Origin of the sequence: Thermobacillus composti KWC4, assembly GCF_000227705.2 — a bacterium.
GTDB classification, from domain to species: Bacteria; Bacillota; Bacilli; order Paenibacillales; family Paenibacillaceae; genus Thermobacillus; species Thermobacillus xylanilyticus.
Genome location: NC_019897.1, coordinates 4,066,479 through 4,089,934, shown reverse-complemented (window position 1 = coordinate 4,089,934; position 23,456 = coordinate 4,066,479). Strand labels below are relative to the sequence as shown.

The window sequence follows — 23,456 nt, the reverse complement described above, 5'->3', positions numbered from 1 at the left end:
GGCTATGGCAACCGTGTACTCGCAATACGCCTGGCTCGTTCCGGTGTTCCCGCTCGCGGCTTTCCTCATCCTGACGGCGTTCGGCCGCGGCCTGAAGCAGACCGGCGCCATCGTCGCCGTGCTCGGATCGTTCGGGGCGCTCGCCCTGTCGGCGCTCGTGCTGATCGAGCATCTCGGCGGCGCCGACGAATACAACGACAGTTTCCACTGGATCAAGATCGGCGGCTATGCCCTGACCGCCGGTTTCGACGTGACGAATCTGACGGCGCTCATGCTGGTCGTCGTCTCGCTCGTCGCGTTCCTGGTCAACATTTACTCGATGGGCTACATGAAGGACGATGAGCGCATGACCGTGTTTTTCGGCTACGTGGCGCTGTTCACGTTCTCGATGCTCGGTCTCGTGCTCGCCGACAATCTGCTCACGCTCTACATTTTCTGGGAGCTGGTCGGGGTCTGCTCGTTCCTGCTCATCGGCTTCTGGTACCAGAAGCCGGAAGCGAAGGCCGCGGCGAAGAAAGCGTTCATCGTCACGCGGATCGGCGATGTCGGTCTGCTGATCGCGCTACTGCTCCTGTTCTGGTACATGCCGGATCATGACTTGTCGTTCGCCGCGATTGAGAACGTGTTCGGCCAGACCGGCCTGATCACGGAAGGCATCACCACGCTGATCGCGATTCTGATCTTCGTCGGGGCGGTCGGCAAGTCCGGCCAGTTCCCGCTGCACGTCTGGCTTCCGGACGCGATGGAGGGCCCGACGCCGATCAGCGCCCTGATCCACGCCGCAACGATGGTCGCCGCCGGCGTGTTCCTGGTCGCCCGCACGTTCCCGATCTTCGAAGCGTCGCAGGCGGCGCTGGATACGGTCGCCTGGGTCGGCGCCTTCACCGCGATCTTCGCGGCGTCGATCGCCATCGCCCAGAACGACATCAAGCGGATTCTGGCTTACTCCACCGTCAGCCAGCTCGGCTACATGATGATGGCGATCGGGCTCGGTTCGGTGACGGCCGGCATGTTCCATCTGTTCACGCATGCGTTTTTCAAGGCGCTCCTGTTCCTCGGGGCGGGCAGCGTCATTCATGCAGTTCATACGCAGGATATTCACGAGATGGGCGGCCTCGGCAAGACGATGAAGACGACCGCCTGGACGTTCGCGGTCGGCGCGCTGGCGCTCGCCGGCATCCCGCCGCTCTCCGGCTTCTGGTCGAAGGACGCCATTCTGGCGGAAGCGCTCCACGCGAATCCGGCGCTGTTCGTCGTCGGCATCGCGGCCGCGTTTCTGACGGCGCTCTACATGTCCCGCCTGTTCTTCCTCGTCTTCGCGGGCAATCCGAAGGCGGGCGGCGAAGCGCATGAATCGCCGGCTACCATGACGGTGCCGCTGATCGTGCTGGCGGTGCTGGCGGTCATCGCGGGCTTCGTCGAAATGCCGTTCAGCGGCACGGGCTGGTTCGGCGAATGGCTGACCGGGCATGCGGCGGAGCATGAAGGTGCGGCGCTCGTCATGCTCGTCTCCACGGCGATCGGCCTTCTGGGCATCTATCTCGGCTGGCTGATCTATGTGAAGGGGGCCATTTCGCGCGATGTCGTCACATCCCGCGCGCCCTGGCTGACCCGTCTGCTCGAGCGGAAATACTACATCGACGATATTTATCATGCGGTCTTCACGGTCTCGCTGCGCGCGATCGGACGGGCGTGCGACGCCTTCGACCGCCATGTCGTCGGCGGCGCCGTCCGGCTGGCGGGAGGCGCAGCCTTCTGGACAGGCCGCGCGGCAACCCGGATGCAAAGCGGCCAACTGCAGTCCTACGGCTTGTACGTCGTCATCGGGCTGGTCATTCTCGTTGCAGCGATTGCCGGAAGGAGGTTTTGGTAATGGAAAGCTCTTTCCCCTGGCTGACGCTGCTGACGTTCTCGCCGATCATCGGGCTGCTGGTGCTGCTCTTCATACCCGGTACGAACAGCCGCGCGCTCCGCACGGCTGCGATCGTGACGACGCTCGTCCCGCTCGGCCTGTCGCTCTGGCTGTTCGCGTCCTATGACGCGGCGAATCCGAACGCCTTCAGGGAGCAGGTCGACTGGATCACGATCGCGCTCAACCATGAGGCGGTCAATATCGGCTCCAGCGCTTACGTCTTCCAGTACCATCTGGCGGTCGACGGCCTGTCGCTGCCGCTCGTGGCGCTCGCGGCGCTCGTCGCGGTAATGGCCGCGCTGGCGTCGGTCCATATCAAGAAGCGCTGGAAAGCGTTCTATGTCTGGTTCCTGCTGCTCGAGACGGGGATGCTCGGCGTCTTCCTGGCGCGCGACCTGATCCTGTTCTTCCTGTTCTTCGAGCTGACGCTGATCGCGCTGTTCTTCCTGATCGGCATCTGGGGCTCCCTGAACCGGGAAAAAGCGGCGAACACGTTCCTCATCTACAACGGGCTTGGTTCGGCTCTCATGCTGATCGCGTTCGTGCTGCTCATTTCCACCGCGGGCGCGTCGCTGAATGCGACGGAGCAGGGAGGCGATCTGGTTTACAGCGGCGATTACGCGACGATTGCGGCGAATCTGACATCCGGTGAATCGCTCACGAACCTGCCCGGCGGGTATGACAATCCGTTCGCGCTGAGCGATCGTCTGCGGTGGACGATCTTCATCCTGCTGCTTGCGGCCTTCGGCATCAAGCTGCCGGTGCTGCCGCTGCATACGTGGATGCTCCGCGTCCACGCGGAAGCGCCGCCTTCCGTCGTCATGATTCACTCCGGCGTCCTGCTCAAGATGGGCGGATACGGTCTGATCCGATTCGGCATCGGGCTGTTCCCCGAGCTGGCGGAAGATGCGTCGTTCGTGCTGGCGCTGCTCGGCGCCGTGAGCGTGCTGTACGGCGCCGTGCTGGCGTTCGTTCAGCGGGAGTTCCGGCTGGTGCTGGCCTATTCGTCGGTCAGCCACATGGGCATCGTGCTGCTCGGCATCGCGTCGCTGAACGAGATCGGACTGCAGGGCGCGGTGTTCCAGCTCGTGTCGCACGGCCTCATCTCGGCGCTCCTGTTCCTGATCGTGGGCAGCCTGTACGAACGGACCGGCACGACGGAACTGGAAGAGCTCGGCGGCCTCGCCCGCCCGATGCCGTTCATGAGCGGCGTGCTGCTGGCCGCGGGGATGGCGTCGCTCGGACTGCCGGGGCTGTCCGGCTTCATCGGCGAGTTCCTTGCCTTCCTCGGCTTGTTCGAGACGATGAAGTGGGTGACCGCAATCGCCGTGATCGGCGTCATTCTGGCGGCTGTGTACATCCTGCGCAGCGTGCTGAAGATTACGTTCGGCCCGCAGCAGGAGCGCTACGCGGTGCTGAAGGACGCACGGCTCATCGAAGCCGTGCCGATGATCGCGCTGTTCGCCTTCATCGTGCTGCTCGGCGTCTATCCATCGGTGCTGACGGATACGATGCAGGGAAGTTTCGACAACATCATTGCGCATTTGAACACGAGGATGGGGGGGTAGTCGCATGGTGACAACGGCAACGCAAGCTTTGACCGGGCCGGATGTGGCTTACCTCGTCCCCGAGATCATTCTGGTCGGCGCGGCGATTCTGCTTACGCTCCTTGATCTGCTGCTGCCGAATACGGTCCGCCGCGGGTTTCTGAGCTGGCTGACGCTGGCTGCAATGGCCGGTTCCGCCGCCGTCGTGGTCGGGCAGCTGCTGTCGTTCGATCCGTTCGGCGAAGGCGGCGCGGAAGTGATTTCGCTTCTGCGGGACAGCTACCGGATCGACGGTTTCGCGCTCACGATGAAGCTGATCATCCTGGCCGCGTCCATGCTCATCCTGCTGATGGGCATCCGGACGATCGAGCGGGATGATGCCATTCCGGACAAAGGCGAAACGTTCACGATGATGCTGCCTGCCGTCGCCGGTGCGCTCATCCTCTGCTCGACGGCGGATCTGATCACGATGTTCATCGGGCTCGAACTGCTCGGCATTTCGACGTATGTGCTGATCGGGTTCCGCAAAAAATCGAAGCTCGCGGCTGAAGCGGCATTCAAGTATGTCGTCATCGGCGCCGTCTCGTCGGCGTTCATCCTGTTCGGCATGTCGTACCTGTACGGGGTGACGGGGTTGACCAACCTCGGCTGGATTGCCCGGATGTTGGAGCAGGCGGTCACCGATTTCAAAGCGCTCGTCTACGTCGGCCTGTTCTTCCTGGTCGCGGGCTTCGCGGTGAAGATCGCGGTCGCTCCGTTCCACGCCTGGGCGCCGGACGTCTACCAGGGAGCGGCGACACCCGTCACGGCGTTTCTGGCCGTCGTCTCGAAAGCCGCGGCGTTCATTGCGCTGGTGCGGGTGATCTTCAACACGGCGATCATCCAGACGCCGTTCATCCTCGGGCCGGCCGTCAGCCCGGTCGGCGAAGACGTGCTGCTCGCGTTGAAAGTGCTGGCGGCCGCGGCGATGATCGTCGGCACGACGGCGGCGCTGCGCCAGAAGAACGTGAAGCGGCTGCTCGCCCTGTCCGGCGTCGCCAACGCGGGCTATCTGCTCGTGCCGCTGGCGATCGGGCTCGGCACGACGTCGACCAACAACCTGGGCGATTTCTCGTTCTACCTGGTCGCCTACCTGTTCATGACGATCGGCGCTTTCGCGGTCATGGCGGTCGTCAGCCAGACGGCCGGGCATGACGAATTGAAGGGCTATGCCGGCCTGTACTACCGTGCGCCGTGGACGGCGGCGGGGATGATCGTGCTGCTCATCTCGCTGGCCGGGCTGCCGGTGACGGGCGGCTTCTTCGGCAAGCTGTTCATTCTGCTGAGCGCGGCGCAAATGAAAGATTATTGGCTGGCCGCGATCATGATCGTGACCAGCGTCATCTCGTATTACTTCTACTTCAGCATCATTCGCCAGATGTTCATGCGGACCGCCGAGACGGAGGCGAAGCTGAGCGTCCCCGTGCCGACGGGCATCGCGCTTTGGATCTGCGTCGCGGCTACGCTGGCGCTCGGCTTCATGCCGAACGCGTTCATGGAGATGCTGGAGCAGGCCGTAACGCTGTCCCGCGACGTCTGGGTGGCAATGCCGCGGTAAACGCTCGCGGACGGTGTTGGCAGGCGAAGAGAGCGTTGGTGTGACAGTCAAATCCGGCTGCGTCTTGTCCGGAATGGACGGGACGCGGCCGGATTGTTTTTTCGGGGTGTATTGGATGCTTTCCGGCAAGTGAGAGTTTTTTAAACGCAATGAAATCTTTTATCGATTATAATAGATAGCATCGGAATGGAAACGGACGGATAAGGACAGATCGCAATGCGAATCATGAAAGGGAACGGCCGGAGGACCGACAACCGAAAGGAAGCGGCGGCGCGCACCGACCGGCGTCAGCGGCGGCGAAGAATCGCCGTGCCTGCGGCGCTGTTGGCGTGCGTGCTGGCTGCGGGATCGCTGCTTGGGGAAACGGGCGGTCCGCTTGCAACGGCCGGAGCAAGCGCCCCATCGAACATGAAGTCTTCGGCGGATGCGGCAGATGTATGGACAACCGGGAGCTGGCTCCTGAAATGGCGGGAAGGCGCGGAGACGGATCCCGCCCGGCTGCCGGGCACCGTCGTGCTCTCGCGGCAGCCGGAGACGGGTGTGGACCTCGTCGTGCCGGCAGACGGTGAAGACCGGCAGCGCTGGCTGGACAGGCTGACCGCGCACCCGGATGTGGAATATGTGCATCCCGTCGGCAAGGTAAAACTGCTCGCGGATAGCGGCGGAGAGCAGCCAGGCATGACGTCCACGGCGTCCACGCCGGCTGTTGCGACAACAGAGACGGAAGCGGCGTTGCAATCCTCAGCAAACCCCCAGTCTCCTGCGGCGCCGGCAGCCGCGGAACTTCCGGGCAAGCCTGACGATCCGCATCTGGACAGGCAGTCTTATCTGAAACTGATCGGAGCGGACCGCGCCTGGGCGCTGGCGCCGGGCATGGCGACCGATCTGACGATCGCGGTGGTGGACACCGGCGTCGATCTCGATCATCCGGATCTGAAAGACAATCTCGTGCAGGGCATCAATCTGATTGCGCCCGGCAAGCCTCCCGAGGACGACAACGGGCACGGCACCCGGGTCGCCGGTGTGCTGGCGGCCATAGGCAACAACGGCATCGGGACGGCCGGCGTGCTGTGGAAGGCGAAGATCATGCCGGTCAAGGCGCTGGACGAAACCGGATTCGGCGATGAGAAGATGCTCGGCGAAGCGATTGTGAAAGCGGTGGATGCCGGCGCGAAGATCGTCGTCCTGTCGGTCGGGCTTTACCGGTATTCCCCCTACATGCAGGACATCGCCTTGTATGCCGAGAAAAACGACGTTCTGCTCGTCGCGGCCAGCGGCAATGACGGGCTCCAGCACGGCCGCAAGGCTGTTGTCAAATATCCGGCGGCCTACCCGACCGTGATGGCCGTCTCCGGCGCGGCGGCGGACGGCAGCCCGGAACGCCGGGCCAATGCCGGTCCCGAGAACGATATCGCGGCAGCCTGGGAAGTGTACACGACGGCGCTCGGCGGAGGATACCGCAAGGAAGAAGGCACGTCGATGGCTGCGCCGCAGGTTGCGGCTGCCGCGGCGCTCGTCTGGACGAAGGAGCCGCATCTGAAAGCCTGGCAGGTGCGGGAGCGGCTGATGCAGACGGCGCAGGATATCGGGGCACCCGGCCGCGACGATCAGACCGGAGCGGGGCTGCTTCGGGTCGATCTTGCGCTGAAGGCGGCGGCGAACCCGGACCCGCGGGAGCCGAACAACACACGGCAGGAAGCCGCTGCGCTGCCGGTCGTCAATCAGATCGCGGGGGCTTTGAGCGGCGGATCCGACATCGATTGGTTCCGGATCGATGCGCCGCATGACGGGTGGATGACGTTTGCTTTTGAAGGCCATCCCGGGGAGAAAAAGGCGTATCCCGCCGTATCCGCCGTGCTGCACCGGAAAGACGGAACGACGGCTTCCGCGGAGTGGCGCATGAACGCCGGAAAGGTGGAATGGCCGGTAAAGCGCGGCGTCCAATGGCTGGAATTGAAGTTCAAGAACGGCGAAGAGACCGCGGTCGTGCCCTACACGCTGACGACCGGATTCCGGATGGCCGCGGACGAATATGAGCCGAATGACACGCAGGCAACAGCCCGCCAGTTGGCGAACCTGACGGACGGGCAGCTGAAAGTGACCGGAACGTTCCACCAACAGGGCGATCAGGATTGGTACGCCGTGACGATCGGCCAGACAGGCGATTTGAAGCTTTCGCTTGCGGTCGATACGATGCGCATCGATCCGGCCTTTCTCATCAAGCCTGAGCATGGCACGGAACAGCGCGTGGACGACTACGGCGAAGGGGCGACGGAGCGGGCGAATATTCCGGTGACCCCTGGCCGATATCTGATCCGGGTGCGCGACGCTTCGTCGGCATCCGCGCATCCCTCCGTCGGCACTTATACGCTGACGCTGGAACTTGAGCGGAGGCATGAAGATCCGAACGAGCCGAACGACCGGATCTATGCGGCGACGCCGCTGGCGCCGGACACGGAGTACCGGGGTGTCTTCTCTACCCGGGATGATGAAGACTGGTTCAGGCTGAAACTGGACAGCCGTTCGATCGTGTCGGTTACGCTGGACGGGGTGCCGGCGGACCGCCGCGTGCGGATGGAAGTGTACGACAAGCGCCAGCAATTGCTGGAAACCGTTGAAACGGCGCCTGAGACGGCAAGCATTCGCATCGAGCGTGAATATGATGAGGGTAGCCATTACATCAGGCTCACATCCGACCGTCCGTTCGACCGGAGCTTGTACCGGCTGCGGGTCAATGTGGAGCCGCTCGTGGGCGGTTTCCGGGATATCGCCGGCCATTGGGCCGAAGACTCGATCATCAGGCTGAACGCGCTCGGCCTCGTGTCGGGGACGGGCGACCGCCGGTTCGAGCCGGATCGCGGCATTTCCCGCGCGGAAGCGGCCGCGCTGGTCGTGCGGGCGCTGGGCGGATCGGGAACGCCGGCCGCCACGATCGCTTACCGCGATCTGGACGAGAGCCACTGGGCCTATAAAGCGATCCAGCAGGCGACGGCGGCCGGCATCGTAAACGGTTTGCCGGGCGGCAGGTTCGGCCCATCAAATCCGGTATCCCGGGCCGAAGCCGCCGTCATGATCGGCCGCGCGCTCGGACTGGCGCCGCTGAACAGGGCATCGGCGCCGTTCAACGATCTGAGCCCGAACCACTGGGCGGCATCGATGATCAACCGGCTCAAGGAAGAAGGGCTGCTGAGCGGCTACCCCGGCGGATTCGTCAGACCGGATGAACGGATCAGCCGGGCGGAATTCAGCGTCTTTCTGCTGCGCGCGGTGGAGAAGAGGAGATTGAACTGAGATGGAGGATGTCTATTTTTCAATGGGCATAAGAGGGCTGCTGTCCGCGGCCGTCATGCTGCTCAGCGTCTATCTCGCCTGGGTCGTGCTTCAGGAACTCAAGCTCGACGTGTTCCTGAAGCAGCCCAAGGGCAGGCGCGCCGTCATGCTGCGTCTGATGTTGGCGGTCGCGATCGGCTATCTGTTCTCCCGGTTCATCCTGGATTACTGGGAATGGTCGACGTCGCTGCGCCTGCTTGTCGAATAAGGAGAACGGATTCCGTCAACAATGGTAGTGATTCTACGGTCCGAATTCGGCATTCGGCTGCGAAGGATGTAGAATGTCGGGAATTTTCGCCAATTCCTGTATAGATTCGAAATTTTGTGTTTGTCGATCTGTGTAAGGAAATGCTAAGATATTCACGGAATGTTGGACGGATGAAAAAAGTACTAGTTCGGATCGTGATTGGCAGGATCATGTGCGCGGAGGGACCCATATGAGCAAAATCATCGTCCGCGGCGGTCGGCGGCTCTCCGGAACGGTTCGCATCAGCGGCGCCAAAAATGCGGTGCTGCCCATTCTGGCCGCGTCGCTGCTCGCCGAAAAGGGCGTCAGTGTCATTCGAGACGTCCCCCTGCTTGATGATGTCTTGACCATCCGGCAGGTGTTGTCTTCGCTCGGCGCCGGCCTCCGCCAGGACGGCGACACCGTCTTCGTTGATGCTTCATCACTGCAAAGCTTCGAACCACCATATGAACTGGTCCGTAAAATGCGGGCTTCCTTCCTCGTGATGGGACCTCTGCTGACGCGATTCGGACAGGCGCGCATCTCGCTGCCTGGCGGATGCGCCATCGGCACGCGCCCGATTGACCAGCACCTGAAAGGCTTCGAAGCGATGGGCGCTGACATCGCCCTGGGGCAAGGTTACATAGAAGCGCGCACGCACGGACGGCTGAAAGGCGCGAAGATCTACCTCGATGTGCCGAGCGTCGGCGCCACGCAGAACATCATGATGGCCGCCTCGCTTGCGGAAGGGACGACCATCATCGAGAATGCGGCGAGGGAACCGGAAATCGTCGATCTGGCGAATTTCATGAACAGCATGGGCGCCGTCGTGCGAGGCGCGGGTACGAGCATGATCCGCATCGAAGGGGTCGACATGCTGCACGGTGCGGAACATACGGTAATCCCCGATCGGGTGGAAGCCGGCACTTATATGGTTGCCGCCGCCATAACCGGCGGAGATGTAATGATTGAAGGCGCAATTGCCGACCATTTGACCCCGGTGATTTCGAAGCTGGAAGAAATGGGCGTCGATTTCGGGGAATGCGAGAACGGCATCCGCGTGACGGTAAGCCGTCCGCTGCGCGCCGTCGATGTGAAGACCCTCCCGCACCCGGGATTTCCCACCGATATGCAGTCGCAGATCATGGCGCTGCTCATGGTGGCGGAAGGCACGAGCGTCGTGACGGAGACGGTGTTCGAGAACCGGTTCATGCATGTGGAGGAATTCCGCAAGCTTCAGGGACAGATCCGTGTGGAAGGGCGGTCCGCGATCGTAACGGGCGGTGCGAAACTCGTCGGCGCCAAGGTGTGCGCCACCGATCTGCGCGCCGGAGCCGCGCTGATCTGTGCCGCGCTGCGCGCCGAAGGCGAGACCGAGATCACGGGCGTTCATCATATTGACCGCGGATACTTGGGGATTACGGAGAAGCTGGCGGCGCTCGGCGCGGACATTCGCCGGATTGAGGCGGAAGCCGCGCTTGCCCGGGAGGCGGAAGAAGCGCAGGCCCTCCGCCTCGAGGAAGCGGAAGGGGAAGTGCCGGCCGAGGCGGTCTTCGCCCGCGAGGAGCGCGCCCGCATTCAGGTCAGGCCTTCCTGGGCGTGAAGCAAGCAGAACGATCATCAGAACGCGTTGTGAAAGACGCGTTCTTTTTTAAGGATCAATCTCAAAATCAGTGCTTGACAGTTAACCCAACAACCGATGGCGGTTGCATTCGATGAGAATGCCTGCTTTATAATGACTGCGATTTCGTGTGAAATAATGCCGGCGCTGAAAGGCCTTAATGCGATTATGGCGTCCTTCTACGGTTGCGTTTGTCCATCGGCATTGATGATAGTTCACGATCTCCTCTTTCCAGTTGCGCATTGTCTTAAGCGTGCTTCGGACTGCAGGATGGTTGATTCGATCACCTTGCTCGCACCATCGCTCAAATCCCCGTTGGGCAACGGCAAAGCTGGGGGAGCAGTCGTACCAGGTCGCAAACGCTTCTTTCCACTCCCATACGCTGCGAAGAAGCGGGGAGTAACTCAGCAGCGTTTCCAGCCGTTTTCGGCTTTCTTCGCTCAGGCTTTCCGCTGATGGGTTCAACAGCCGATGACTCGCCTTCAGATGCGCCTTAGCCCGCGGCGACAGGGTGTTCTGAACGGTTTTCCGAACCTCTTGCACGCATTTGATCACGTACCCATGAACATGAAAACGGTCCGCGATGCGAATGGCATTCGGGAAACACTCGCTGATCCAGGCATGGTAAGCCTGGGCCAAATCCATGACCACCGCTTTGGGGTTAAGCCGAAGGAAATCCGGATGCTCCTGGGCATAGGTCCTAAGCTCCTCCAGCTTTCGGCCCGGCAGCAGATCAAGCATGGTCTCGCCTTTCAGGTTGTGAATGCCGGTGTTATACGTATGGCCTTTCTTGACCGCGAAGTCATCGACACCTAACACCAGCTCTTCCATTTCTTTTGCTTCTTCCCACACTTGTTTATAGATCCGTTCCCCTTCCGCCGGAACCGCTTCGTGATGGATGCGCTGTATGGTGCTGGCCGGCGCCTGCTGCATCCGGGCGCTGTGGGCGGCTGTAGAACCGAGTGCCTGTTCGACGGCATGGGAGCGGAAAAGCTTGCTGTAGCGCTGCCTGGGTCCGACAAACTCGTACGCCCATACAAAACCGGCTTCGCAACGCGTACAATACATCCGGATGGACGGCACATGCAGATAGGTTTTCTTCTCGAATACACAAAGATGCCGGATGCGCCGCATGTCATTTCTTCCCTTACGGATCACCGCCTGGTCGGACCCGCAACAGGGGCAACATTGCTTGTCACCCAGTGGCACGGCTTCGATGTGAACTTCATCGGCATCGATGGACAGAATTTGGTGAATTTTTAACTCTGGTAAGTCGAGCAGTTCATTGATATACTGAGTATGCATCTGTCTATTCCTTTGTTGTTTGTTGGGTGAGACTTACAACAATACAGGATTAGCAGATGTTTTTCCACTTTTAGCCTTGGATTATTTCGTCAAGCACTGATTTCGGTTTTGAGCCTTTTTTAAAAGATAAGACTTTATAAGTTTCACGCTTATAACCGGCTTATCTTTCACCGCAAAACGGACGCGCCCGCCCGGGAGGACGGCGCCAGCCGTTTTTGCTTGTTTCCGGAACGATTCATTTCTTCCATTCGGGATACAAATGCGCTTTCATCAAAATAGAAGCGGCCGGAAATCCGCAAGCTGCCGGCATTTTCGCTTGACCGAGGTTTTGTGGTTCTGCCCTACCAAACGGCTTCATAGGATGTACCAAGACCGGCGGATGAGAGATTCAAGCAGACGTACCAGCGTCGATTGGAGGGCAGACACAATGAGACGGAGAACGGCATGGAGGCGCATCCTGCAGGGCGGTGTTGGAACTTCGGGCTGGATGGCGGCGTTTCTGCTCGGCATGGCGGCGGCCATGTTCCTGAAGTTGATGTCCGCGGGCGGCGGGGTGTCGGAATCCGGCGCTTCGCATACAAAATCCGACGGGATTCCGGAGGTCATGGCGGCGGAAGCTTCGGAACCCGGCAGCAGCGAATTGGCAGGAAGACCGCGGATGCCGGAATCCGGAAGCGGCAATCTGAAACATGAGGATGAAGCACAGACCGATGGAGCGGTCGGACAGGCCGGCGATTCCCGGCTTGCGAAGAACGGCGAATCCGCAAATGGTGAAGGCGGCGCCGCCGGGCAGGACGAAGCGCCGGACGAGCCGTTGGTGCGCGTCTACCTGGCGGAAGAGGGGCGTGTGGAAACGGTGCCGCTGGAGACGTATGTTCTCGGCGTCGTAGCGGGAGAGATGCCGGCCGATTTCGAGCTTGAAGCGCTGAAGGCGCAGGCGATTGCGGCCCGAACCTATATCATCCGCAAACTGTTCACCGCAGCGCAAGATACCGGCGATGTAAAACGGGAATATGATGTGACGGACGGCGAGGCCGACCAGGTGTATGTGCCGCTGAAGAAAATCCGGGAAATGCGGCTTGAACGGGAGGAAGAGCTGGCGCGGATCGGACGAGCGGTCGCCGAGACGCAGGGGCTCGTGCTGACCTACGAGGGCGAGCCGATTCAGGCGGCCTATTTCTCGACAAGCGGCGGTTATACGGAGAATGCCGAAGATTACTGGTCCGTGGAGGTTCCGTATCTGAGAAGCGTGCCCAGCCCCTGGGACGCGCAGCTGTCGCCGCGTTTCGAACAGAAGGTCGAAATGGAGCTGGACGAATTCTATGACCGCCTGGGCATCCGCAAGCGGGACCGAAAGGGCGGCATCGAGGTGCTGAGCCGGACGGCGGGCCGAAGTGTGAAAGAGATCCGGATCGGGAAGAAGGTGCTCACCGGACGGGAGGTGCGGGAGGCGCTGGATCTGCCGTCCGCCAACTTCAGCTGGCGGATCGAAGACGGACGGATCACGCTGGTGTGCTACGGCTACGGACATGGCGTAGGCATGAGCCAATGGGGGGCGCAGGCGCTGGCCAGGGCGGGCAATGACGCGGAGCAGATTCTGGCCTACTATTACCGGGGAACAAGGCTTGTCCGATCTGCGAGTCTTGCGGCATCGTTCGAAAGTTTCAAAACTTGAAAATTATCATTTCAGCGACGTATAAAAGATTCCCCACTGGCAACAATGGCTGGTGAGGTGATCAAAAAATGAATGAACAAGACAAGCAGAAACCGCTTGAGGAAGCTTCCGGGCTGTCCCGAAGCGGAGCCGCCAAATCGTCCGGTTGGAAGAGATTGCTGTCGAAGAAATGGGTTTCTCCGGCATTTTTCATGGCCGCGGCGGCAATCATCGTAACGATCATGTGGCTCTATCAGGGGACCGACAAGTCGGAAGTCAAGCCTGCAGATGACGAGTCCGCTGAAGTGAGCGACGTGACGAATACCGATGAAGCCGTGGCCGATGAGCGTACGCTGGAGGTCATTGCGGACGGCGAAACGCTGCAATGGCCGGTCGTCGACCGCTCGGAGCTGGAGATCGTTCTCCCGCACTATGACGCGGATGCGCCGAGTGAAGAACGGCAGCAGGCGCTTCTGGTGTCCGGCACGACGTTCATGCCGCACATGGGCATCGATCTGGCGCGGCCTGACAATGCGGCCTTCGATGTCGCTGCCGCGATGAGCGGCAAGGTGACGGTAGCCGAGCAGCATCCGACGAACGGTTATATTGTCGAAATCGCGCATCCGGACGGGCTTGTCACCGTGTACCAGAGCCTGAGCGAAATCAACGTCAAGGTCGGCGACGAAGTGAAGCAAGGCACGCTGATCGCGAAGGCGGGACGCAGCGAACTGGAGAAAGATCTCGGCGTACATCTTCACTTCGAAGTCCGCGAGAACGGCACGCCGGTCAATCCGCTGGCACTGCTTGACGAAGAAGAATGATGCGAACAGACCATGCAGGCCATTGGTCGCACAGGCGGGCCGGACGGACCGGCGGCGCAGAAGTGCACGAAGGCTAAGCCGGGAAAGCAGGGGAACCCCTGCTTTCCTTTTTTTTGCAAACGGCTTTTCCATCCCGTCGCTCCGGACGCGCCCGTACGGTGCAGGATGGTGTTCCCGGGGCGGCGTTTATTTCCCGGAAAATAATTTGTACCGTCAGGCTTGTCACGCTTGACCACGGCGAATATAAACCTCCCCGACTCATATAATGTACCAAACTATTCCGAGTTGGGAGGCGGGAACGTGCACGATTACATCAAAGAACGGACGATCAAAATCGGCAGATGCATCGTCGAGACGAGAAATACCGTTCGAACGATCGCGAAGGAGTTCGGCGTTTCGAAAAGCACGGTACACAAGGATCTGACCGAGCGGCTGCCGGAGATCAATCCCGACCTTGCGGACCAGGTGAAGCACATTCTCGAGTACCACAAATCGATTCGGCATCTGCGGGGCGGCGAAGCGACGAAGATCAAATACAAGAAATCGGCGGGGAAGAAACGCGAAGCGATAACGGCCGGAAAAAACGGTTAATTCTTCTACAAAAATAGAGGATTTCGGACAACAATAGCGAATTGATATCGATTATGGGCCGATTTGGAATCGAGCGACATTTCATGACATACCGTGTGCCTTTGTCCCGGCGGGACGGTACGGCGCGCGGTATTCGTCGAGTCCGGACAGGCCTTTTTTCAGGCGGCTTGCAAATGGACAAGCCTTGGGTGCCGGTCGAAACGCCCTGATAATTTTCGGGTTGGGGGACATGCAGAAATGTTGGGCAAAGATATCGGAATCGATCTCGGAACAGCCAATGTATCCATTCATGTCAAAGGCAGGGGCGTCGTGCTGGACGAACCTTCCGTCGTCGCCATTGAAAGCGAATCGAAGCGGGTGCTGGCCGTCGGCGAAGAAGCGAGACGGATGGTCGGCCGGACGCCGGGCAACATCGTGGCGATCCGTCCGCTGAAGGACGGCGTGATCGCCGACTTTGAGATTACGGAACTAATGCTGAAGTCATTCATCAACCGGGTCGGGGGTCGGAAATGGTACAGCCGTCCGCGCATCCTGATCTGCGCGCCGACGAACATCACGTCGGTCGAACAGAAAGCGATCCGGGAAGCGGCTGAACGAAGCGGGGCCAAGGAAGTATTTCTCGAGGAGGAGCCGAAGGCGGCGGCGATCGGAGCCGGCATGGACATTTTCCAGCCAAGCGGCAACATGGTCGTCGACATCGGCGGCGGCACGACGGATGTCGCGGTGCTGTCCATGGGCGACATCGTCACGGCCTCGTCCATCAAAGTGGCGGGCGACAAATTCGACTCCGAGATCATGAAATATATCAAAAACAAATACAAGCTGCTGATCGGCGAGCGGACAAGCGAGGACATCAAAATCCGCATCGGCTCGGTCCATCCGGACGGGCGAAAGGAATCGATGGACATCCGCGGACGCGACATGGTGACCGGGCTGCCCCAGACGGTGACGATCCGCTCGGAGGAAGTGCGGGAAGCGCTCTGGGATTCGGTCATGTCGATCGTCCAGGCCGCCAAGGCGGTGCTGGAACGGACACCGCCGGAGTTGTCGGCGGATATCATCGATCGCGGCGTCATTCTGACGGGGGGCGGCGCGCTGCTTGACGGATTGGACGCGCTGCTGGCCGACGAGCTGAAAGTGCCGGTGCTGATTGCGGAAGATCCGATGCACTGCGTCGTGAAAGGCACGGGCATCATGCTGGAGAACCTGGACAAGGTCAGCTCGAAGAAGCTCTGAGACATCCGATTCACAATTCGGGACCGGAATGCCGATAAAATAGCCGTAAGTGTTTTTGCGGCATGGCCGGAAGCCGGCCTGGACGAGTGAAGGGAGGAAGATCATGCTTCGCGGTTTGTATACGGCCGCGGCAGGGATGGTAACCCAGCAGCGGCGGCATGATACGGTTACGAACAATATTTCGAATCTGAATACGCCGGGGTACAAGCAGGTCACATCGGTAGGCCGATCGTTCCCGGAAATGCTGCTGTATCTGACCGGCATCGAAGGGGACAAGCCTGCAAGAATCGGCGCTGTGAACACCGGCGTGTTCGCGGAAGAGAGCTTGTCGGTCCATATCCAGGGCGACGCGTACGCGACCGGCAGAATGTCGGATTTCGCCATTCAGGCTAATCTGCAGGTCCCGGGACTTCGGTTCGACCGTTCCGGGAAGGCGATTGACGCTGACGGCAACGTCGTGTTCCAGCCGCAGGCGTTCTTCACGGTGCAGGATCGGGACGGCGGCATCCGCTATACGCGGAACGGATCGTTCCTGGTGAATGACGAAGGATTCCTTGTCACGAACGACGGTTCATTCGTCCTCGGAACGGACAACAATCCGATTCAGTTCCCGCCGGGTTTGAGCCTCGACCGGCTGTCGCTGACCGGCGACCTGCGGTTCGTTGACGCGGACGGCGCGGATGCCGGCGTCCAGTTGCTGATCACGGTCATCGAGAATCCGAACCGCCTCGTTCAGGAAGGGAACGGCAAGTTCCGGCTGAACGACGAGGATGCGGATCTGGCGCGGGCGGCTGAAGCCGGTGACCTCATCGAGGTGCGGCAAGGCTATCTGGAGCGTTCCAATGTGGACGCGGCGCAGGCGATGGTCGACCTGATGAGCGCGCTTCGCGCGTACGAATCGAACCAGAAGGTCATCCAGTTCTATGACCAAAGCCTGGGCAAGGCGGTCAACGAGGTCGGCAAGGTCTAGCTTTCGCGTCGAATTTCGGTTATGATGCAGGATGAAAGCGGGAAAGGGGCGGTTCGATGAACAGCTCGATGATTAACGCGATGACGTCGATGAACGCGATGCAGCGCAAGCTCGATCTGATCGCCGACAACATCGCGAACCTGAATACCGCGGGCTACAAGCGCAAGAGCGCCTCATTCGAGGATCTGCTTACGACCGCGAAGCAGCAGGATGAACGGTTCGCGCAAGCGGGCCGGCTGACGCCGCTCGGCTTCACGATCGGCTGGGGCGCGCGGATGACGCAAGTGCAGCAGGATTTGTCGCAAGGGTCGATTCAAATCACCGACAATCCGTATGATCTCGCGATTCACGGCAATGCGTTGTTCGAAGTGATTACGGACGATGCGGGAACGCGGGCTTATACGCGCAGCGGCGCCTTCCGGGCGACGCTGAACGCAGCGGGCGACATTGTCGTGACAACCGCGGACGGCTATCCGGTCGTCGTCCGGGATGAGGGCGGCGCGGAAGGTCCGCTTCTCCTGCCTGCCGGATACGAGCTGCAAGTTGACGCGCAGGGCAGGGTAAGCGCCGTCTCCGTTGACGGAAGCGATCGTCTGGCGCTCGGGCAGCTGAAACTGGTCGAACCGGTGAGACCGGATGCGCTGCTGGCTGCGGCGGACAATCTGTACACGATAGCAGACGGCGTTGATGCCGCGGATGTGTTCCGCGACGTGCTGCCGGGCGAAGAGGACGATGTCCGGATTACGCAGGGCGCCCTCGAGCAATCCAATGTCCAACTGGAGACGGAAATGTCGGAGCTGCTGATGGTGCAGCGAGCCTATCAACTCAGCGCACGCGCGCTGTCATCCGCCGACACGATGATGAGTCTGGCCAACGGACTGCGCGCTTGAGCGAAACGGGATGAGACATGATTAACGGACAAGACCGGCCGAAGGCGCCGGCAAGGGAGACGGAACCGGTTCGCACCGAAACGGCGGCCCGTCCGGTGCGGCCGGCCGGCGAGTCGGGGACGGGCGCGAAGCGGCCGTCCGAAGGCGGTTCGGGCAAACCCGGCAAGCCAAGGCGCCATCCGGCTGTAAGAGCGCTGCTGCGGACGCTGCGCGCGGCCATCGTGCCGCTGCTCCTCATCGCGGCGCTGATTGCAGGTTTGTATATCGGTTATACGAAACTCGGCGGCGGATCGCCGGATGACGTCTGGAATTGGGAGACGTGGAAGCACATGTACGATCTGATTTTCGCCGAGTCCTGAAATGAAATCGGAAACGCGGTTCAGCCGTGAAAACGGGCGCCCCGCTCCGTCATTGCGACGGGCGGGGCGCCCTTCTTGTGCCTGAAATCCGGATTTATTTCACCTTGACCCGGATGGATACGGTCTTGCCGCCGTACGATGCCTTGATCGTCGCCGTGCCCTGTGCCAGCGCTTTGATCTGTCCGCCCGACACGACGGCAACGCGTTCGTTCGAGGATGTCCATGCGGCCAGCGACGTGACGTCAGCCTCTTCCGTCTTGTCAAATACGGCAGTCAGCCGTACCTGTTCGGCTGCGCCGGGCGCCAGCTCCAGCGACTTCACCGACGCGGTCAGCTTGGTCAGCTTCGGCACGACCGATACCTGCACGATGAGCGGAATGCCCTGGTATTCGGTAACCACGGACGCTTGTCCGGCGGCGGCGGCCTTCACTTTGCTTCCGCTTACGGAGACGACGGACGGATTGCTCGACGTCCAGACGACTTTGTTGCTCAGCGTGACCGATTTGCCGTTCTTGTAGTAACCCGTTACTTTGATCGACTTCGACTTGCCCGGGTTCAGCTCGATCGATGCCGGGCTTGCTTCAAGCCGGACGATCTCCTGCTCGACGGTGACGCGGAACGTGAGCTTCTTGCCGAGGTAGGTCGCGGTCAGCGTGTAGCGGCCTGTCAGCAATCCTTTGAGCTCATTGCCGGCCACCAGAATGTTCGGCGACGACGTGGTCCATTCCAGCTTCGATTCCATGTCCTCGACCGTGTTGCCGTTCTTCAGGATAAGCCTTACGTCCGGCAGCGGAATCGACTTGCCGGCGACCACCGTCAATTCTTCGGTGTCGGACAGCAGCGCCAGCGGCTCTTCTTGCACGGTGATCTTCACCTGCGCCGTGCGCGTGCCGACGCGCGCCGTCAGCACCGTCTCGCCGAGGCCGCGGGCGAACCACTTGCCGTCTTCGACGGTGACGACATCGGTGTTCGCCGAGGTCCATTCGGCCAGGCCGGACACATCGATCGACGCGCCGGCAAGCGACTCGCCGGTGACCTTGGGCAGCGTGCCTTCGCCGTCTTCGAATGCGTCGATCGATTCCTTGTCGATCGCAATCGACCGGATGTACGGATAGACGGTCACATCAATGCCGACCGTGCGGCCTTTGTACGATGCCGTGATCCGGGCTTTGCCTTCTTCCTTGGCCGTCACGACGCCGTCCGCAACGGTCACTGCATAAACATTGGATGATTTCCATTCGGCGAGCGCCGTGACGTCGTCTTCCGGTTCATCCGGATGGTTCGCCGCGAAGGCTTGCAGCGGCACCGGATCGCTCCCCAGAAGCAGGTGCAGCGGCTTGTCTTCCGACAGCCGGAGCGCGGCGTAGGCGGGCCGCACGACGACCGTCACCTGCTCATGCACGCCGAGGTATTCGGCGCGAACCGTCGTCGTGCCGACGCCGGCCGGCTTCACGAGGCCGTTCTTCACGGTGGCCACCGACGGGTCGGCGGACACCCAGCTTGCCTTCGCCGTCACGTCTTCGCTGCCGCCGTTCTTCAATGCGGCCGTTGCCGTGAGCTGCACGCCCGCATCGCCGTAGCGGAACTCGATCAGCTCTTCCGGAGCCAGCGCCAGCGATTCGTAGGGCGAGGTCACATTCAGTTTGACGCTGTCGGTGCGGCCTTTGTACCGGGCCGAAATCGTCACCGAACCCGGAGCGGACAGTTCGACTTTGCCGCCTTCCACCCGGGCGATGGCTTCATTCGAGGTGCTCCATTCCGCGTCATCGGTCACGTCCGAAGAGGAGCCGTTCTTGTACGCGAGGAGCTTCAGCTCGAGATCGTCGCCGAGCTCGAGTTCGAGCGTCGAGTTGATCGGGCCGCCGCCGGACGATGCGATTTCGACCTTGTCATATTCGTGGGTGACGGTGACGCGCATCGTTTTCGATGCGGAAGCATACTTCACCGTGATGTCGGCGTAGCCGGAAGCTTTCGCCGTCAGCAGCCCCTTGTCCACCTGGACGACGCTGCTGTTGGACGTGCTCCATACGGCTTCGAACGTCACATCCTTATAGCTGCCGCCGGACAATTCCGCGACAGCGGATACCTGCTGCTTCTCATCGACGTACATCGACAGGGTGTTGTCGATGCCGGCGAACTCGATCGCTTTCACCGTTTCGTCTGCTGCAGCCGCCCATGCGGCGGGCAGCGCCAGCAGGATCAGCGCGGTGATTGCGGCGATCAGGCGAATGCCGATTGTGCCATGTCTTTGTTTCGTTTGCATCAATGTCATCCTCCTTGCGCTCTTGCGGCCGTCAGGCAGTCTACTCTTATATTAACGGCCGGAAGACGCGCATTCTGAAGGATAAATCGGAAAAATGTTCCTGCGTGTCGGAAAGTTTGCTGCGGGGTGCGGCGGTTTTATTTTTGACGGTCAAGCGGTATAATGGTTGGGGAACTTGGAAGGCGGCTCCAAACGCGGAGACAGACAGAGGGGGAGGGGAGACGTTGAATCTGCCGAATATGCTCACGGCTTTGCGGTTTTTGCTGATTCCCGTCTATTTGATCGTATTCGCGAACGGGCATATGATCTCGGCGTTCATCGTTTTCACCGCTGCGGGGCTGACCGATGTTCTGGACGGATACATTGCCCGGTCCAGAGGCCTGGAGACGACGGCGGGCGCGCTGCTTGATCCGCTTGCCGACAAGCTGATGCTGATCGCCGTCATCGTGTCGCTGCTTATGGCGGGCATTATTCCGTGGGCGGCGGCGGTGCTGCTGTTCATCCGTGACATCGGGATGATCGCGGGGTCGGCGTTTTTCCATTTCCGGGGCAAAAAAACGGTCAAGGCAAACTGGATGGGCAAGCTGACGACGGTGCTGTTCTATGTGGCGCTGATGTTCATTTTCCTGGAACTGCCGTATGGCGTTACGCTGCTCTGGTGCGTCATCGCGTTCTCGTTCGTCACATCGGTCATGTATATCGTGAAGTTCAGGGCGCTCAACAGCCGTCAGACGGGCTGACGGACCGGCGGCCAGGCCGAAAAGGAGCTTGCCCCGCGGGATGCTTCGATCCCTGCTGGACAAGCTCCCTTATCTGAACCTCCGCGATCTGCAGGTTCGCGAAGGGTATTATTATTCTTGATGGTTCCGCGAAATTTTATGCAGCCGATCCTGAGGGAGGATGATGATGTCGTGATGGATGTCAGACAGATTCAGGCGATCATACCGCATCGCCCGCCGTTTCTGCTGATCGACCGGATTCTGGAAGTGGAACCGGGCGTGCGGGCCGTCGGGCTGAAAAACGTAACGATGAACGAACCTTTTTTTGCGGGGCATTTTCCGGACTTTCCGGTCATGCCCGGCGTGCTGATCGTCGAGGCGCTCGCGCAGGTCGGCGCCGTCGCCATCCTGATGGTCGAAGCGAATCGCGGAAAGATTGCGATGTTCGCCGGAATCGACAATCTCCGCTTCCGCGGGCAGGTGACTCCGGGCGATACGCTGACGCTGTCGGTCGAGATCATCCGCCTCAAGGGGCCGATCGGCAAGGGCAAGGCGGTCGCGTCGGTGGATGGCAAGACGGTCGTCGAGGGCGAGATCATGTTCGCCCTGACGGACGGGGACGGCAACGCCGGCGCCTGAGGCGCGCCGGCCGGACGATTGAGGAATCATGATGTCGAGCAAGGAGTGGGGACGATGATGGAGCTGGGTGAAGCTCTTGAGCGATATCGGGCGTGGCTCGCGGATCCGTCGATCGATGAAGAGACGAGGCGCGAGCTGCGGGCGCTTGAAGGACAGGAGCAGGAGATTGCGGACCGGTTCTACCGGGATCTCGAGTTCGGGACGGGCGGCCTGCGCGGCGTGATGGGCGCCGGCTCGAACCGGATGAACGCCTGGACGGTCGGCAAGGCGACGCAGGGGCTGGCGAACTGGCTGCTCGGCCGCAAGGCGCAGCCCGCCGTGGTGATCGCGCACGATTCGCGCCGCAATTCGGATGCGTTCGCCCTGACGGCCGCGGAAGTGCTGGCGGCCAACGGCATCAAGACGTATCTGTGGCCGGGGCTCCGCCCGACGCCGCAGCTGTCGTTCACGGTGCGCCATCTCGGCGCGGATGCCGGCATCGTGATGACGGCGAGCCACAATCCGCCGGAATATAACGGATACAAAGTTTACGGACCCGACGGGTGCCAGATTGTCCCGGATCTCGCGGAGGAAGTGATCGGCCATATCCGGAAGGTGAAGAGCTTCGCGGAAGTGAAGCGGATGGCCCGCGGGGAGGCCGAGAAAGCCGGGCTGATCGTCTGGCTGGGCGAGCGCGAAGACCGGGCGTACCACGAGACGGTCGCGGCCCAGAGCCTGCGGCCCGGGCTGCTGAAAGCCGGCGCGGGAAATGAGCTTTCCATTATTTATACGCCGCTGCACGGCGCGGGCAACGTGCCGGTGCGGGAAGTGCTGAAGCTGGCCGGCTTCGGCAACGTGCGGGTCGTCGCCGAACAGGAGAAGCCGGACGGCGGATTCCCGACGGTGAAGTCGCCGAACCCGGAAGAGCGGGAAGCGTTCGCGATGGCGATCGAGCAGGCGAAGCGGGAAGGCGCCGACCTCATCATCGGCACCGACCCGGACTGCGACCGGATGGGCGCCGTCGTGAAGAACGAGCGCGGCGAGTATGTCGTGCTGACCGGCAACCAGTCCGGCGCCATTCTGGTGCACTATCTGCTCACGGCGCTGCGCGAAGCGGGCCGGCTGCCCGACAACGGCGCTGTCGTGAAGACGATCGTCACGAGCGAGATGGGGGCCGACATCGCCCGCAGCTTCGGCGTCCGCGTCGACAACACGCTCACCGGGTTCAAGTACATCGGGGAGCGGATGACGCGCTACGAGCAGACGGGCGAAGCGACGTTCCTGTTCGGCTATGAGGAAAGCTACGGCTATCTCGCGGGGCACTATGCGCGGGACAAGGACGCGGTCGTCGCCTCGCTGCTGATCGCCGAGGCGGCCGCCTGGTACAAGCGGCAGGGCAAGACGCTGTACGATGTGCTGCTCGAACTGTATGAGACCTACGGGTATTATTTCGAAAGTCTGGAATCGCGCACGTTGAAAGGGCTGGACGGCGTCCGGAAGATTCAGGGCATCATGGAGGACTGGCGGACGGCGCCGCCCGCGGAAGTCGCCGGAGTCAAGGTGGAGCGGGTGCTCGACTATCTTCCGGGACTGGACGGTCTGCCGCCGGAGAACGTGCTGAAGTTCATGCTGGCGGACGGTTCCTGGTTCTGCCTGCGTCCGTCGGGTACGGAGCCGAAGATCAAAGTCTATTTCGCCGTGCGCAGAAGCAAGCGGGAAGAAGCAGAGGCGGCGCTCGCCCGCCTGACCGCCGAAGTGATGGCGCGGGTGGACAATCGAAGTTAAGGAGTGGACACT

Annotated in this window: 18 protein-coding genes; 16 read left to right on the top strand and 2 right to left on the bottom strand. The window is 61.2% G+C overall.

What is annotated here, in order from left to right; translation table 11 throughout:
• The first annotated feature begins 4 nt into the window (after positions 1–4).
• The 6 genes from nuoL to murA all read left to right on the top strand — a co-directional run bounded on the left by nuoL (position 5) and on the right by murA (position 10,215).
• Positions 5–1,873 carry an NADH-quinone oxidoreductase subunit L gene (nuoL, locus tag THECO_RS18715; protein ID WP_015256574.1) on the top strand — a complete coding sequence of 623 codons (1,869 nt, stop codon included), beginning with the start codon at positions 5–7 and terminating at the stop codon, positions 1,871–1,873.
• Positions 1,873–3,480 (top strand): complex I subunit 4 family protein, encoded by a 1,608-nt coding sequence (locus THECO_RS18710; protein WP_015256573.1) that lies wholly within the window; start codon positions 1,873–1,875, stop codon positions 3,478–3,480. The genes nuoL and THECO_RS18710 overlap by 1 nt, the downstream gene beginning before the upstream one ends.
• Before the next feature lie 4 nt (positions 3,481–3,484).
• The gene (locus THECO_RS18705; RefSeq protein ID WP_015256572.1) at positions 3,485–5,056 is read left to right on the top strand and encodes an NADH-quinone oxidoreductase subunit N; all 1,572 of its coding nucleotides are present in this window, start codon (positions 3,485–3,487) and stop codon (positions 5,054–5,056) included.
• 216 nt (positions 5,057–5,272) lie between these two features.
• On the top strand, positions 5,273–8,347 hold the full coding sequence (locus THECO_RS18700) for a S8 family peptidase (RefSeq protein WP_015256571.1): 3,075 nt from the start codon (positions 5,273–5,275) through the stop codon (positions 8,345–8,347).
• Positions 8,348–8,369: 22 nt separating this feature from the next.
• A complete protein-coding gene (locus THECO_RS18695) occupies positions 8,370–8,594 on the top strand; it encodes a DUF1146 family protein (protein ID WP_232427713.1) in 225 nt (74 codons plus the stop codon).
• 229 nt (positions 8,595–8,823) lie between these two features.
• The gene (gene murA / locus THECO_RS18690; RefSeq protein WP_015256569.1) at positions 8,824–10,215 is read left to right on the top strand and encodes a UDP-N-acetylglucosamine 1-carboxyvinyltransferase; all 1,392 of its coding nucleotides are present in this window, start codon (positions 8,824–8,826) and stop codon (positions 10,213–10,215) included.
• An 81-nt stretch (positions 10,216–10,296) separates the two neighbouring features.
• Here the strand turns inward: murA and THECO_RS18685 are convergent, their stop codons facing one another.
• Positions 10,297–11,538, bottom strand: a complete 1,242-nt coding sequence (locus tag THECO_RS18685; protein WP_015256227.1) for an ISL3 family transposase — start codon at positions 11,536–11,538, stop codon at positions 10,297–10,299.
• Between the two features lie 427 nt (positions 11,539–11,965).
• On the opposite strand from THECO_RS18685, the gene spoIID reads away from it, so the two are divergent.
• The 7 genes from spoIID (at position 11,966) to THECO_RS18650 (ending at position 18,059) form a co-directional block, all read left to right on the top strand.
• Complete coding sequence (spoIID, locus tag THECO_RS18680) at positions 11,966–13,213, top strand: stage II sporulation protein D (protein ID WP_015256568.1); 1,248 nt, start codon at positions 11,966–11,968, stop codon at positions 13,211–13,213.
• Between the two features lie 68 nt (positions 13,214–13,281).
• The gene (locus THECO_RS18675) at positions 13,282–14,013 is read left to right on the top strand and encodes a M23 family metallopeptidase (RefSeq protein ID WP_015256567.1); all 732 of its coding nucleotides are present in this window, start codon (positions 13,282–13,284) and stop codon (positions 14,011–14,013) included.
• Between the two features lie 300 nt (positions 14,014–14,313).
• On the top strand, positions 14,314–14,604 hold the full coding sequence (gene spoIIID / locus THECO_RS18670) for a sporulation transcriptional regulator SpoIIID (protein WP_015256566.1): 291 nt from the start codon (positions 14,314–14,316) through the stop codon (positions 14,602–14,604).
• Between the two features lie 237 nt (positions 14,605–14,841).
• Positions 14,842–15,840, top strand: a complete 999-nt coding sequence (mreB, locus tag THECO_RS18665) for a rod shape-determining protein MreB (protein WP_015256565.1) — start codon at positions 14,842–14,844, stop codon at positions 15,838–15,840.
• A 103-nt stretch (positions 15,841–15,943) separates the two neighbouring features.
• Complete coding sequence (locus THECO_RS18660; RefSeq protein WP_015256564.1) at positions 15,944–16,810, top strand: flagellar hook-basal body protein; 867 nt, start codon at positions 15,944–15,946, stop codon at positions 16,808–16,810.
• Between the two features lie 56 nt (positions 16,811–16,866).
• Positions 16,867–17,700: a flagellar hook-basal body protein gene (locus THECO_RS18655; protein ID WP_015256563.1), complete on the top strand. Its 834-nt coding sequence runs from the start codon at positions 16,867–16,869 to the stop codon at positions 17,698–17,700.
• A gap of 17 nt (positions 17,701–17,717) precedes the next feature.
• Positions 17,718–18,059 (top strand): DNA-directed RNA polymerase subunit beta, encoded by a 342-nt coding sequence (locus THECO_RS18650; RefSeq protein WP_015256562.1) that lies wholly within the window; start codon positions 17,718–17,720, stop codon positions 18,057–18,059.
• 94 nt (positions 18,060–18,153) lie between these two features.
• On the opposite strand, the gene THECO_RS18645 is transcribed toward THECO_RS18650, so the two are convergent.
• Positions 18,154–20,322, bottom strand: a complete 2,169-nt coding sequence (locus THECO_RS18645; protein ID WP_015256561.1) for an Ig-like domain-containing protein — start codon at positions 20,320–20,322, stop codon at positions 18,154–18,156.
• A 224-nt stretch (positions 20,323–20,546) separates the two neighbouring features.
• On the opposite strand from THECO_RS18645, the gene THECO_RS18640 reads away from it, so the two are divergent.
• From THECO_RS18640 to THECO_RS18630, 3 genes are all read left to right on the top strand, one after another.
• Positions 20,547–21,062, top strand: coding sequence for a CDP-alcohol phosphatidyltransferase family protein (locus THECO_RS18640; protein WP_015256560.1), 516 nt, complete (start codon positions 20,547–20,549; stop codon positions 21,060–21,062).
• 174 nt (positions 21,063–21,236) lie between these two features.
• Positions 21,237–21,680: a 3-hydroxyacyl-ACP dehydratase FabZ gene (gene fabZ, locus THECO_RS18635; protein WP_015256559.1), complete on the top strand. Its 444-nt coding sequence runs from the start codon at positions 21,237–21,239 to the stop codon at positions 21,678–21,680.
• A gap of 54 nt (positions 21,681–21,734) precedes the next feature.
• A complete protein-coding gene (locus THECO_RS18630) occupies positions 21,735–23,444 on the top strand; it encodes a phospho-sugar mutase (RefSeq protein ID WP_015256558.1) in 1,710 nt (569 codons plus the stop codon).
• Positions 23,445–23,456: the final 12 nt, after the last annotated feature.